This window comes from Paenibacillus sp. FSL R7-0198, assembly GCF_038000415.1.
Taxonomy (GTDB): Bacteria; Bacillota; Bacilli; order Paenibacillales; family Paenibacillaceae; genus Paenibacillus.
Map to the genome: position 1 here is coordinate 410,026 of NZ_JBBOCB010000001.1, position 14,164 is coordinate 424,189.

The 14,164-nt window shown below is 40.0% G+C and carries 11 protein-coding genes; 9 read left to right on the top strand and 2 right to left on the bottom strand.

All coding sequences use genetic code 11. From position 1 onward, the window contains the following. Positions 1-281 precede the first annotated feature (281 nt). Genes MKY87_RS01555 through MKY87_RS01565 form a run of 3 tightly spaced genes read left to right on the top strand, consistent with a single transcriptional unit; the run spans position 282 to position 3,951 of the window. On the top strand, positions 282-1,742 hold the full coding sequence (locus MKY87_RS01555) for a spore germination protein (RefSeq protein WP_340962607.1): 1,461 nt from the start codon (positions 282-284) through the stop codon (positions 1,740-1,742). After that, on the top strand, positions 1,715-2,854 hold the full coding sequence (locus tag MKY87_RS01560) for a GerAB/ArcD/ProY family transporter (RefSeq protein ID WP_340962608.1): 1,140 nt from the start codon (positions 1,715-1,717) through the stop codon (positions 2,852-2,854). Before MKY87_RS01555 ends, MKY87_RS01560 begins: the two co-directional genes overlap by 28 nt. 2 nt (positions 2,855-2,856) lie before the next feature. Then, complete coding sequence (locus MKY87_RS01565; RefSeq protein ID WP_340962609.1) at positions 2,857-3,951, top strand: Ger(x)C family spore germination protein; 1,095 nt, start codon at positions 2,857-2,859, stop codon at positions 3,949-3,951. Between the two features lie 118 nt (positions 3,952-4,069). On the opposite strand, the gene MKY87_RS01570 is transcribed toward MKY87_RS01565, so the two are convergent. Continuing rightward, positions 4,070-4,411: a nuclear transport factor 2 family protein gene (locus MKY87_RS01570; RefSeq protein WP_340962610.1), complete on the bottom strand. Its 342-nt coding sequence runs from the start codon at positions 4,409-4,411 to the stop codon at positions 4,070-4,072. A gap of 28 nt (positions 4,412-4,439) precedes the next feature. After that, on the bottom strand, positions 4,440-5,234 hold the full coding sequence (locus tag MKY87_RS01575; protein WP_340962612.1) for an SDR family oxidoreductase: 795 nt from the start codon (positions 5,232-5,234) through the stop codon (positions 4,440-4,442). A 177-nt stretch (positions 5,235-5,411) separates the two neighbouring features. On the opposite strand from MKY87_RS01575, the gene MKY87_RS01580 reads away from it, so the two are divergent. From MKY87_RS01580 to MKY87_RS01605, 6 genes are all read left to right on the top strand, one after another. After that, the gene (locus tag MKY87_RS01580; RefSeq protein ID WP_339783636.1) at positions 5,412-6,287 is read left to right on the top strand and encodes a LysR family transcriptional regulator; all 876 of its coding nucleotides are present in this window, start codon (positions 5,412-5,414) and stop codon (positions 6,285-6,287) included. Positions 6,288-6,453: 166 nt separating this feature from the next. Then, complete coding sequence (locus MKY87_RS01585; RefSeq protein WP_338586948.1) at positions 6,454-6,603, top strand: hypothetical protein; 150 nt, start codon at positions 6,454-6,456, stop codon at positions 6,601-6,603. Between the two features lie 589 nt (positions 6,604-7,192). Beyond that, a complete protein-coding gene (locus MKY87_RS01590) occupies positions 7,193-10,960 on the top strand; it encodes a GH32 C-terminal domain-containing protein (RefSeq protein WP_445669405.1) in 3,768 nt (1,255 codons plus the stop codon). A gap of 458 nt (positions 10,961-11,418) precedes the next feature. Further along, the gene (locus tag MKY87_RS01595; protein ID WP_340962615.1) at positions 11,419-12,546 is read left to right on the top strand and encodes an NtaA/DmoA family FMN-dependent monooxygenase; all 1,128 of its coding nucleotides are present in this window, start codon (positions 11,419-11,421) and stop codon (positions 12,544-12,546) included. A gap of 38 nt (positions 12,547-12,584) precedes the next feature. Next, positions 12,585-13,544 (top strand): NAD(P)H-dependent flavin oxidoreductase, encoded by a 960-nt coding sequence (locus tag MKY87_RS01600; protein WP_340962617.1) that lies wholly within the window; start codon positions 12,585-12,587, stop codon positions 13,542-13,544. A gap of 208 nt (positions 13,545-13,752) precedes the next feature. Further along, a complete protein-coding gene (locus MKY87_RS01605) occupies positions 13,753-13,899 on the top strand; it encodes a hypothetical protein (protein ID WP_339783630.1) in 147 nt (48 codons plus the stop codon). The last annotated feature ends 265 nt before the right edge of the window (positions 13,900-14,164 follow it).

Sequence of the window (14,164 nt, forward strand, 5' to 3'; positions counted from 1 at the left end):
AACAGAATTAAAACCAACAGTAGTGGTTGCAACTAAAAAACATTAATCGTTAATTTATTGACCTCAGCTCGCTTTACCGGCTGAGGTTGTTTCATATGCATTGAAAAAAATGCAGATTACCACATGCATTCTCACCGAATAAAAGAATCCTGATCCCGATTTACCCTTATTCTCGAACATGTTGAGGCTTAGTATACACATTGCCGGTCGTATGATTTTTCGATTACAGGACAAGATATTAACCTTATCACCATTTTATTACTTTGATAAAGGAGAAGACCATGGTTGAAAAACACGAGCCTCAAATGAAAAATCATCAAAAGTCTACATGGCTTGATGATTTAAAACAGATATTAAACCATATGGAAGATGCCGAAATCATTGAGCACAAAATAGGTACGAGTGCTTCAGTCCATCTTTTATTTATAAAAACGTTAATAGATCAAGAGCGTTTAAACGAGGCGATTATTCAGCCACTTCATCAATCAGGCGGAAATTCGCTTTCTTCATGCATAATCAATTCTGATGTTTCAGAAGTTATATCGATCGAAGATGCTGGGCAAAAAATAATGCAAGGATATATTCTTCTATACGATTCAGTCAACGATCAATGGCTAGGCATACAGTTGGAAAATCCTCTTGGCCGGGCAATTGAACCTTCCCAAACGGAAACTGTTATATATGGAGCGAAAGATAGCTTCAGCGAACAAATCGATAATAACATTACAATGTTGCGCAGACGTTTGCCTATAACGACATTAAAAACGGAAAGCTTCACTATCGGATCACTGAGTAAAACAAAAGTTGTGTTAATGTACATAGACGGAATAATTAATCCGGAATTTGTTTCCATTGCAAGAGAAAAAATTGAAAGTGTGGATTTCGATCAGTTTTTAGACTCCGCACAGCTTGCAGCTTTTATTGAAGATCATAACCATACGGTCTTTCCCCAGTTTCTACAAACGGATCGGCCGGATGCCTGCGCCTTCGCCTTAGGTGAGGGTAAGCTGACTTTATTAGTCTCCAATTCACCGTTTGCTTTAATTTGTCCCATTACATTATTCCATCTATTCCAATCACCAGAAGACTACTTCCTTCGTTGGCCGGTAGCCAGTTTTTTACGTTTAATGAGGTATGGAAGTTTTATTATTTCTTTGACGATGATTCCTTTTTATGTTGCGTTAACGACATTTCATTACCAAATGGTTCCGCTGCCGATTCTCTTCGTATTATTGGAATCGAGAAGCAAATTGCCCTTTACTCCGTTTGTGGAAGGAATTTTCATGATCGTAACGCTGGAAATCATCAAAGAAGCAAGTTTGCGAATGCCGACCAAAACCAGTCAAACTCTAGGGGTTATCGGTGGTATTGTCATTGGACAAGCGGCTGTTGAGGCAGGCTTTGCAAGTAAAGTATTAATTGTTTTGATGGGTATATCCGCTATTACTTTCTTTTTAGTTCCCAATTATCAAATGACAAAATCCATGGTTCTGTTGCAATTGCTTCTTCTTATCCTTGCATCGTTTCTTGGGCTGCCAGGAATCGTGGTCGGGATAATTGGGATTCTTGCGCATCTCCATGCATTAACGTCATTAGGTCAACCTTATTTAGCGCCGCTTTCACCTTTTTATGGGAAGGATTGGATCGACCTCTTTATTCGCGGGCCTTTGATTTGGATGAAAACGCGTCCGCATAACCTAAAACCACTACAGAAATGGCGACAGGAGAAGATGAAGAAATGAAGACTTTATCCCTATTCAATCAAACTTCCACCCTTGGCGGCATCCATTTTCTTTTATTGGTTAATCGAACGCAAATGCATTATTTTATTTTAATCATGCCGGTTTATTTGGTTCATTCCTATATGGTCTGGGGAATTGTCGCCTTGGGGCTACTGTCCCAACTTAATTTGATGATGTTATCCAAATGGTTTACTTCCAGTTATGCATCGAAAGGCTATCAAGGATTTGTACAGCTTTTTGGGAAACGGGCGGTTCAAGTTTTCGCAATACTTGGTTTTGTGATAATACTGTTAAAAATTTCAATCATCACACTGGGTTATGTTGAAATGCTCCATAATTTTATATATCCATCAATGAATAAAAAGTGGCTGATCCTAGTTATTCTTTCGATCAGTTTATTTGTGGCTTCACATGGTATGGAGAAAACATTGCGTTTTGTCGTTATCGCCTTTCTTTGCGGGGCGTGGATCTTAATCATGTTTATTCCCTTTTTCTTTCCAACGATTGCAAATTACCGCGATTTGTATCCTCTAATCCCCACTGAATGGTCAGGACATTCATGGCAGGGCTTGTTGTTTATTTGGTCGGCATTTTCCGGTCCAGTATATTTGGCCTTTATGGTTCCATGGTTGAGCTCCAATAAAAAAATATCGAAGTATCTTGTCATTGGAAACATGCTGACGATCTTGGAATATTCATTAGTGTTCATTGCTTCGGTATTGTTTTACGGTTCGAACTTCTTAAGCAAGATCAACTTTCCGGTAGTATATATGGGAAGTTACATTCAAACGAGCGGTTTAGAACGAATCGATTACATCCTTATCTCTTTCCAAATGTTTAATTATGTATTTGACATTTCAATTCTTTTGTTGTGTTTATATGGAGCCGCAAGAGTCTTTATGAAAAAAATGAACAAAGGCACAACTCGGATCGGATTATTGTCGAGTTGGTTTGTCATTTTGATAAGTATCTTTATAATGGAGCAATGGTTATGGCAAACGGTTCCGGGTCAAAAGATGTTACTGAACATTCAAATTTGGCTTAGTGCATTCATTTATTTACTGGTTCCTACGATCCTTTTCACTATGGTTAAACGAAAGGAGAGAGTGTAGGTATGGTATCATACAAGCATTATGGTTTATTGGCGATTGTAAGCCTTATGTGGGTGGCCGGTTGTTCTTCTCCATATGTCGAGAGCAATATGATCGAAGAGATCGCCCCGGTAGTTTTCTGGTCTGTTGACAAGGGGACGGAAGGAAAGTTTAAAATCAGCACTTTAGTGCCTCCACTCATCAAAGAAAAAAAACGCTTTCTCTCCAAGGAAGTTGATCTGTTAAAACAGGGAGGCAAGGAGTTTAATTTAATTTATTATCGGGAATTAAAGCAGGGGCAGCTGCGAATGTTATTAATCAATGAGGAACTGGCAACAAAAGAAGGCATTGAAAAGCTGATCAATACGATATTGGTTGATCCCGATATTTCAATGCATGTCTACTTATTGATCGTCAGAGGCGATTTTGATGAATACATAAAAAATCAATTGACGAAGCAAGAAAACCAAGATTATTTTCTTTATCGGATGTTAAAGCATTACGAGCAACATAACCAAGGTGAAATGAGCATTGTCAATATTCATCAATTTATGAAGATGTTATATTCCCCTCTTAAGGATCCGATCCTGCCGGTTTTTCATGCGGATAAAAACAATTTCAATTACGTAGGAACGGCCTTTTTCCAAAATGATAAAGAAGTAATGGTTACTCAAGACGTAAGTGATGAAATTTTTCAACTTCTGGATAACGATCATTTCTTAAAAGTCTTGGCCATTCCAAAGTTATCTATCAGTTTGGGACGTGTTCGATCCAATATTCGCATGAAACTATCAAGTGACTATTCATCCTTATCTTTACATGTGGGATTGAAAGGAAGAATTGAGGAATACCAGGGAGAAAAGAATATTCAAAGCGAGGAACAATTGGAACATTTAATTCATGAGATTGAGGTATACCTTGAGGAACAAACGTCAGAATTATTAAAAAGTATGCAACGGTTGAAAGTGGATCCCTTAGAGGTCGGAACACATTCACTTAAGCCTTTTTCTAAACCAATAACGGAAGAGCAATGGTTGAGATATTGGGAAAATATGAAAATTAATGTTGACTTCGACATCAAAATACAGCCTTTGATTAATGTTGAACGGCTGTCGTGATTTAAAAGATGCCCCCTACATGATCAAATACATCATTGTGGGGGCATCTTTTTGTTCAAATCATGTACAAAGAGAGCTTATTACTGCAGCCCGTGGCGGACAAGCCATTTGGATATCTTTAGAAAATGGAAAGTCTAATGATCTTATCGTCATTAATAACAAAATGATAATTCAATAATAGCGGATCGGGTAGACCCGTCTTATCGTAGGTACCATCCAGCTTGCATGTTAACACAATTTCATCACCTATTTTTTTGGCTTTTGTTGGCTCTAACGTTACATTCGCCGCGAAATGGTTTTGATCACTCCATTCCCGAATCGCCTGTTTGCCATTTCGCTTTTTTCCTTCATCCATCACAACGGCATTTTCTGAAAAACAATCTACAAATACTACTGGGTCTGGCTTGTTAGATGCAGTAATGTATTTGGCAATTACAGACGGTAAATGATTGAGATCCATATTGTTCTCTCCCTTTATTAATTAATTATTAGACGGTAGGGATAGTTCCCCCATCTATGACATATTCACTACCTGTAATAGATGCTGCTCGGTCTGAGACCAGAAATGCGACCAGCTCAGCGACTTCTTCAGGAAATCCTGGCCGACCAATTGGAATACCTCCGAGTGAAGTCATAAGTTGTTCAAGCGCACTTTCTCGACTTCCGGTTTCCGTTGCGATCCGATCAATTAATGCGTCAGCTGCTTCTGTCTGAATAAACCCGGGAGACAACGTATTTATGCGAATTCCTTGTGGGGAAAATTCATTCGATAATCCCTTGCTATAATTAGCCAGCGCGGCTTTGGCAGATGCATAAGCCAGTGTAGTTTCATATAAAGGCAAACGTCTCTGGATGGAAGTGAAATGAAGAATAACGCCTGAATTATTTTCTAACATAAGTGGAATTAAGCCACGATCAAGTCGAACTGCTGCGAGTAAATTCCAATTTAATGTATGAAGCCAATCCTCATCACTCAATACAAGTGCGCCCCCTGGTGGTGTCGTTGATCCACCTACGCAATGGACAATAATATCGATACCTCCAAGTTGCTCTTTTACTGCTGTAATTATTTGCTCTACACCTTCAGGTGTGGCGACATCTGCTTGCACAAATTTGACCGAATTTGGTAAGTCAGTTGATAGGGAACGGGCAGTAGTAAGGACAGTAGCTCCGCCGTTTGCAAGTCTTTTTACAACAGCTTGCCCCATTCCCTTTGTTCCTCCGGTTACGAGCACCTTTTTACCTTCAAATTCCGATACAGAGAACTCAAATTCTTTATGCATAACTATTCCTCCTAGTGATGGTATTCAATATTTAATTTAAAATTGCTCTGTCTCTAAAGCTTGATGTGTTGTTCGAGAGGAGCTAGAACTAATATTACACTTGCTACTTTCATAACGTCCAATTTATTATAATAATAAAAATGATGAATAATATTAATATGTGGAGGGGTGGTTTTAATGGAACTTACACAATTAGAATACTTTATGACCGTTGCACGGCTTGAACATATGACCCTAGCCTCCAAAAAACTTGGTATTACTCAGCCAGCATTAAGTCATGCAATTGCCAAGCTCGAAAACGAAATAGGAGCTCCTTTATTTGAGCGAAATGGACGAAATATAAAGCTGAACCGAAACGGTACCATGTTTTCTAAATGGATTGGTAGAGCCCTACAAAATATTGAAAATGGCCTAAAGGAAATCGAAGAGTGGTCCAATCCGGATACGGGTGTGATTACGTTGTCTTATCTAAACATTCTTGGGGTTGAATTGATCCCAAGTCTAATCCGGAGTTATCAATTGAAGTATCCCAAAGTTCGATTCGAATTGACACAAGGGAACTTAGGGGATATTGATGAACATCTGGAGCAAGGGTTTTCGGATGTTATGATTACATCGAGGGAATCTACTATGGATAATCATCACTGGAAGACTATTCAGAATGTTCCTTTATACATTGTTGTTCCCTCCCAACATCGTTATGCAGATTGTAGCGCTCTTAGTTTGGCAGAGCTGTCTGGCGAGCCATTTATTGGATTGAAAAATAACTGTGGATTAAAAGCAACGATTATATCCCGGTTCCAACATACCGGATTTTTTCTTGCTTCGGCCTATGAAGCGGAGGACCTGATCACTGTAGCCGGTTTTATAAAGTCAGGTTTGGGTGTATCAGTGCTGCCTAAGACGCTGGGTTTAATGTTAGATGAATTGGTCTGGATCCCTATCATTGATGAAGGATGGTACTGGGAAATAGGATTAAAGTGGAGAGATGATCATAATATTTCCCCAGCAGCGAAAAGGTTTATTGAATATGTGGATACTTTACATCTTTGAACACAAGGAAAAAACCCTTTTACAATGATTGGCAGTACGTTATAATACAATCACCAGGTAGATTCCCCAACAAAAAAAGTGAAATATTGTAATATCTTGTTACACTCGGCTCTTCATAGTTCTTTGAGCCGCTTATTACAACAAAATAGATATCGGAGGTATGATTATGGTTAAGAAAAAAATTTCCACAGCCCTCAGCGCAGCTTTAATCGTTTCTATGCTGGCTACTGGCGTAATAGTCACTATCCAAGATAACACAACGTTAGAGGTAGCGAAGTCAGCAGGGGATAAAAAGGTTGAAGTTGTTAAAGCATAAGCGAGAAGTTTAATTTATTAACCTGTCGCGGGACAGGAACATATTCCAATTAAAGTCGCTATTATAGCGGCTTTTTTTGTTTTGTCGGAACAATACGCATCCAACTAATTGCAGCAATTGGATTCAAAATCAAGGAGATGTACTGACTCCCGAATTAGGGCTTTTCAACAACCACCTTCAATTTACATTTGTAAATCAGTAGATTTAAAAACAATAATAAAAAACGATCAAATCAACTTATATAAAGTTGTTACTTTCAAAAAACCAGTCATAAATTGTGCAAATGTAAACCTAAACAGATATATACATAAAAAATAATGTTCATTTATACAAAAATACTTTGACAAATGAAAACAAGTGAATTATTTTGTTAATAAGGAATGCATATTACTTCTTTTAGATTCTAAATAGCCTTAGAGGAGTGTGAATTAAAGTTTTGGGACAGAAAACTTTATTTATAAAAATGAATACAGACCGCAAATACATTATTCACCTGATCTAAGATTACTCGGGTTAAACGTAACTTTAAATCCAATAGAAAAGAGGGTATGGAATGAAAGATAAATCTAAATTCGCAATAAGTCTTCTGATGGCAACAGGATTAGCTCTGACTTCAAACGGTATTTTTACATCTAACTCAGTTGCGGCTAGTGCTGTGCTCGCTGATCAGGAAACAAATAAACAGGCAAAGGAGGAGCTTGATATTTTTGAAAGCGCATCCAAATCAAATACCAATTTGATAGGCTGGCAAGTGAAAGGAAAAGGGGGATTAGAGGATACTTCAGAAGGAATCTTGCTGACTTCGCAGCCTAAAGAAAATGTAATGGCCATCTCAGAGACGGTGTCAGACGATTTTATCTATGAAGCTGATGTTATGATCAGGGATACGAAGGCAGACGCCACATTGTTGTTTCGCTCTAATGAGGATGGCTTTAACTCGTACATGCTGCAAATCGTTCCGGACGCAGGTCTGATCCGGTTAAGAGATGCAACAAATGGAGATGGGAAATTAAAGGAGGAGCGTAAAGTTTCTGTTGAAATGGGGCAAATCTATCATCTCAAAGTGAAAGCAGTAGGTTCCTCGCTAAAAGTATATTGGGGCAATCAATATAAACCATTGATTGATGTTCAAGACATTTCGTATCAAAGCGGAAAACTTGGACTACATGTATACGATGGATCTGCCTTGTTTTCGAACATCGTGGTGAGCGATCTGAAAGGTAATTTGGGTACAGTGCTTGCTAGCAAGGGAAAATGGCAGCCTGATATCAACGGCAAAAGAGGGACGGTAGAACAGGAGAGCAACGCACAGCAAATCTATAATAAAGAGGCGACTGATATGGTGTATGAAGGGAATATTACCCTTCGTCCTGATTCTATTGCAGCTCTCGCATTTCGATCTTCAACCGATGGAACCGAAGGATATGAAGCTACTCTTACAAAGGAAGGAGTTCAGGTCCGTGTAAGTTTGGCGAATACAAAAGGAACAGTAATTGCAAGTTCGCAACGTACTTATCCGAGTCAGATGGGAGCCCAACATCATGTGGAAATCAAGGCAAAGGGAGATCGAATTCAGGTCTTCCTGGACGGATACACTACGGCCGCAATTGACGTGAAAGATTCAACCTACAGGAGTGGAAGTACCGGAATCGTCGTAAAAAAGGGGACGGCTTACTTCCAGGATACTTATGTGACAGAACTGAGCCAATATTACGATGAGATATATCGTCCACAATATCACTACACGCCAATACGTGGTTCAGCGAGTGATCCGAATGGACTTGTCTACTTCGAAGGAGAGTATCATCTCTTTCATCAGGATGGAGGAACATGGGCGCATGCGGTAAGTAAAGATATGCTGAACTGGAAACGGCTTCCGATTGCACTTCCCTGGAATGATCACGGACATGTCTGGTCTGGGTCGGCTGTTGCGGATATGACAAATGCATCTGGTTTATTCGGAGATTCAGGAGGCAAGGGTCTTATTGCATACTATACTTCCTTTAATCCGGATAGCCCGAATGGGAACCAGCGTATAGGTCTGGCTTACAGTAAAGACCAAGGTCGTACTTGGGAGTATTCGAAGGAACGCCCGATTGTGATCGAGAACCCAGGTAAGAGCGGAAATGAAGCTGGGAATTGGGATTTCCGCGATCCGAAAGTAATCCGTGATGATGAGAATAACCGCTGGGTTATGGTTGTGTCCGGAGGAGATCATATTCGTTTCTACACGTCAACGAATTTACTTGACTGGACATTGACAGATAATTGGGGATATGGGGATTATGTCCGCGGAGGCGTATGGGAATGCCCAGATTTGTTCCAGCTTCCGGTAGACGGAACGTCACAGAAGAAGTGGGTTATGATGATCAGTACAGGAGAGAATCCCAAAACAGGTGGATCAGATGCCGAGTATTTTATCGGTCATTTAACAGCTGATGGTAAATTCGTGAACGATAATCCGGTGGGTAAGGTGCTAAGAACAGATTTTGGTAAAGAATTTTACGCTTCGATGTCTTTTGCTAACATGCCTGATCATCGCACAGTGATGATGGCGTGGATGACGAATTGGGACTATCCGTTTGCTTTCCCAACGTCGAATTGGAAAGGTGAACTATCCATTCCGAGAGAAGTATCATTGGTAACAACCAAAGATGGAATTCGGATGACGCAAAGTCCAATTAAAGAATTGGAATCACTGCGTAAACCTTTGTATGCTGCTTCCAACAAGTCGGTGAGTCCTTCTTCCGGGAATCTGCTAAAAGGTATTATTTCAGGCGCTTATGAAATTGAAGCTGAAATTGAAATCCCTGAAGCCAGCACAGTGACCGAGTTTGGCTTTAACATTCGTGAGGGTGCAGATCAGAAGACGGTCGTGGGTTATAAGGCAAGTGATAGTCGTATGTTTGTGGACCGAACTGCATCCGGTGAAACGGATTTTTCTAACCTTTTCAGTAAGAAACAAGAAGCGCCTACGCAAATGGAGAATAATCGGATCAAGATGCGTATTCTTGTGGATGAGTCTTCTGTTGAAGCCTTTGGTAACAACGGCAAAGTCGTCTTTTCAGATGTTATATTTCCGGATCCCGCCAGTAGAGCGATGAGTTTTTACGTGAAAGGTGGGAATGTGAACGTTGTTTCCTTGAAAGTGCATCAACTTCAATCTGTCTGGAATGAGAACATTCCTTCAAAAGCTCAAATAAAGATGGATACGAGGGTTCGGGAACTGGGGGGAGGTGAGTTGGATACACTGCAGGCGATGGTCGAGTATGGCCAAGGTCTAGGCGTTCAACCGCTTAAGTGGAATTCCAGTAATAACGAAGTAATAGCCATAGTCTCGGTAGACAATTCACACGCAGTTATTAAGGCAAAAAAAGAAGGGGAGTCCACAGTCACCGTGTCTACTCCGAATGGTAAAACTTCCACTAGTGTGCTCGTTAAAGTCTCAGGTGGCGAGTTCCGGACAAACCTGAGTGGATGGACTAAAGATCTGTCTGCTGCTTCATGGTTAGTTAGTGAACATGGGATCCGTGGTAAATATTTTAGCGATGCGAATTATATTGCCAAAGAGGAGGCTGGGAATTTTACGTATGAAGCAGACATGATGCTCGGTGAAACAGGAGGGGCAGGTTCTATTTTGTTCAGGGCTAGCGAAGATGGTCGCAGTGGTTATTATCTGAATCTAGACCCTAACATGAAGGCAATCCGTCTGTTCTACAAAATCAATGGAGGTTTTGAAGAACGGCAGGTTCTTGCAAAAGTACCCACTTTCATTCAGCCAGGTCAAACGTATAAGGTGAAAATAGAAGCGAATGGTCCGCATATTGTCGTTCACGTGGACAGTCAAAAAGTCATAGATCTCATGGATGGTACTTTTGCAGAAGGCCACTTTGGACTCCATGTATTTGGCGGCTCCGCATCTTATCAGAACGTCAATGTGAGTAACGGTGAACCTGCAAACCTCACCAAGTCCAGCCTTGTAAATGCCGCAACACAGAAATCCATTTATACCGCGAACCTTGTCAACGGGGAGCCGGTTACCTTGCAAGATGCAAGTGCAGCTTCCGTCCAAAATTGGGTATTTGTTCCGACAGGCGACAAAGCAGGTTCGTATTCAATTCGTACTACGGCCGGTCAGACGCTTGATCTGGATATAGGACAAAACAAACTTCAGCTATATCATTACTTAGGGTATAACAACCAGCGTTGGGTCCTTCACCAGAACAAAGACGGATCAGTTCATATTACTTCAGCTCATCATCAAAAAGCATTAGAAGTATCGGCAGATGGGACCAAACTCTTCCTAAGTGAACTGAATCCATCACTTGATCGACAAAAATGGGTATTAACAAAATAATCAAAATTTATTCCATGATGGCGTATCTCATAGATATTCCAATTATATTGGTTAGGATAGACTCAAAGTGGACGACAACTGGAGGTTTGTATCAAAGCACACACACGGCCATCCAAAAAAAAGGATGGCCTTTTGGGTTGGAAAGAAAGACTCATTATTAGAAATAGGGTGTAATCTTCAAACCACTCCCAATCTATACGTACAAAAAGATGTACTATGTTCATTTAAATTGCCCTCTTTGCAAACGAAACGATTACGCTTAAGATTGGCTCACAACCAAATATTTTCACTCCTATAGTTAGCAAGCTAAATAATAAACTTAAGAGGGCAAGGAGTAACAGATTGCTGACTTCTATCCAAATCAAGAGAGTCGGAAGAAAGGGCATAAATTATTGGCTAAGGAATTAGGTGTTCTACAAGGAAAGTAAGTGAACTCGTGAAAAGGAGATCATTCAATTATGGAAGAAAGAAAGCTTAAACTAGGAGGAATTATTGATGGCGTGGGATGGAATTACACGGGTTGGAGACACCCACATATTCCAGCAGATGCCAGTGAAAATATTGAGTATTACGTACAGAAAGCTATACAACTTGAACAGGGGAAGTTCGATCTCATCTTTTTAGCAGACGTAAGTCATATCGGACCTGGCATGATCCCGCACTATCTAAGCATGTTTGAGGGTGTATCCATTTTATCTGCATTGAGTATGGTAACTCATTCTATTGGTTTAACCGCTACGATAGCGACTTCATATGCTGATCCCTTTACGGTTGCTAGGCAAATTGCTTCCCTTGATAAAATTAGCAAGGGCAGAGCAGGGTGGAATGCAATCACCTCCAATCCTGGAGGGTTAGCCAATTACAGTCGGTCCCATCTGAAGAAAGCAGATCTTTATCCCATGAAAAAAGAGTTTTTGGAGATTGTTGAAGGACTTTGGGACTCGTATGAAGATGATGCCTTTATACGTGATAAGGAACGTGGAGTATTTTATGACCCGCGTAAAATGCATCCACTAGATTATACCGGGAATTACTTTTCCGTGGAGGGACCCTTAAACATCAGTCGATCGAGGCAAGGAAGACCAGTGGTCTTTCAAGCGGGCACTTCACCGGAGTTCATGGATATTGCTGCACAGCATGCCGAAGTCATCATGGCACCTGGACATGATTTGGAATATCTCAAGGCATTTACTAATGAACTTAAACGTAAAGTTCAAAATCAAAGGCGTTCACCATATGACCTGTTGATGATGCCTTCTCATAACCCGATCATTGGTAGAACGGAAAAAGAAGCCCTTGAAAAGCTAAGGGAAATTGAATCATGGATGCCTAAAGGTTATCGAATGCCGAAACCTGGATTGATAGGATCGGCAGAGCAGGTTGCCGAACAAATTGAACATTGGTATCGAGAAGGCGTCATGGATATCTTGCTGATTAGACAAGATCATCCTGCAGGATTTAAGGACTTTATCCAATTGGTTGTTCCTATCTTGCAAGATAGAGGCATATTCCGTAAGGAATATGAGGACGACACACTTCGGGGAAATTTAGGTTTACCTTACCCAGAAAATAATTATACGAAGTAATAATATAAAATTCATTTAACAAGGGGAAAACAAACAAAATGACTAACAGAGTATGTGAAATATTAGATATTAAAAAGCCGATTATACAAGGACCAATGTCTTGGGTTACTAATGCCGAATTTGTTGCAGCAATAAGCAATGCAGGTGGATTAGGATTTCTAGGTCCAAATGCCGGTCAGGTTGATATAACTCGCTCACCCGAAATAAGTGCGGAAAGAATGAGAACTGAAATACAAAAAACAAAAACTTTAACGAATAAGCCATTCGGAATTCCAGTGATCGTGAATCGTGATTTAGCATACACATGGCCACTTATAGAAACAGTTATTGACGAGAAAGTCCCTGTTGTTCTGGTGAATGATACACTGGATGATAGGATCTTTAAACCATTAAAAGAAAACAATATTAAAATTGTTTATAGACCCCTTACGCCTACTATTGAAAATGCAAAAGCTGCAGAAAAATTTGGAATAGATGTTTATGTAGCGACTGGATTTGATGAAGGTGGTACGGTTCCAGAACGAGTTATTGGAACATTTTCGATTGTTCCAATGATTGTTGATGCTATAAATATTCCTGTAATGGCAGCTGGTGGTATTGGAGACGTTAGAGGAGTGCGTGCCGCATTTGCTTTAGGTGCTGAAGGTGTGTTTGCTGGCAGTGTCTTTATTCCGACAAAAGAAAATCCGACAGCTCAAAATGTAAAGCAAATGATTGTTGATGCCACAGCAGAAGATTTACAAATGTTTCGTACTTTACCAGCATACTATCGTTCTTTACCTACTAAATTGGCGAATAAACTAGTCGAAATGGATAAACAAGGTGCCAGTCGTGAAGAAACAGCAAAATTGATGCGTGGATCAATTGGAATGCGTATCGGAATGCTAGAAGGCAATACAGACGATGGCTATGTCACTGTTGGCACAGGAATCACACCAATTAAAGAGATTAGAACTGTAAAAACAGTCATCGATGATTTAATGCAAGATTTTAAATAATTGCCTTGGTAGACTTACCCTCATATCGAATGGTCAAAAAGCTAAACACTGCGCAAATTCCAAGTTGCTAACTTAGCTGCACAAGGAAAAACCTTTTACAATCATTGTCAGTACGTTATAATACAATCACCAGGTGGATTACCCATCAAAAAAGTTAAATATTTCAATTTATCAGTGAGTCTAAGCATACGATATCGGAGGTATGGTTATGGTGAAGAAGAAAACTTCCACAGCCCTCAGCGCAGCTTTAATCGTTTCTATGCTGGCTACTGGCGTGATAGTCGCTATCCAAGGTAACACAACGTTAGAGGTAGCGAAAACAGCAGGGGATAAAAAGGTTGAAGTTATTAAATGAAGAAGCTAGATGTGACTCAAGTATTCAACAGAATCAAATAAAGATAACACAAAATATTTAATTTTTTAACCTCAGCTCGGATAACTCAGCTGAGGTTTTTTATATTATCATGATGTATTGAAAAAATGCAGCTAAAGTTCCGAACTCAAGAAGAATTTGATGAGTCGCTAAAACAAATAGGTTTTTCGAAAATTACAATATACGGCGAATATTGGATGTACAATGTCAGCCTGCTTATGATGCGTCGAGTATGCTGATGGCCTGT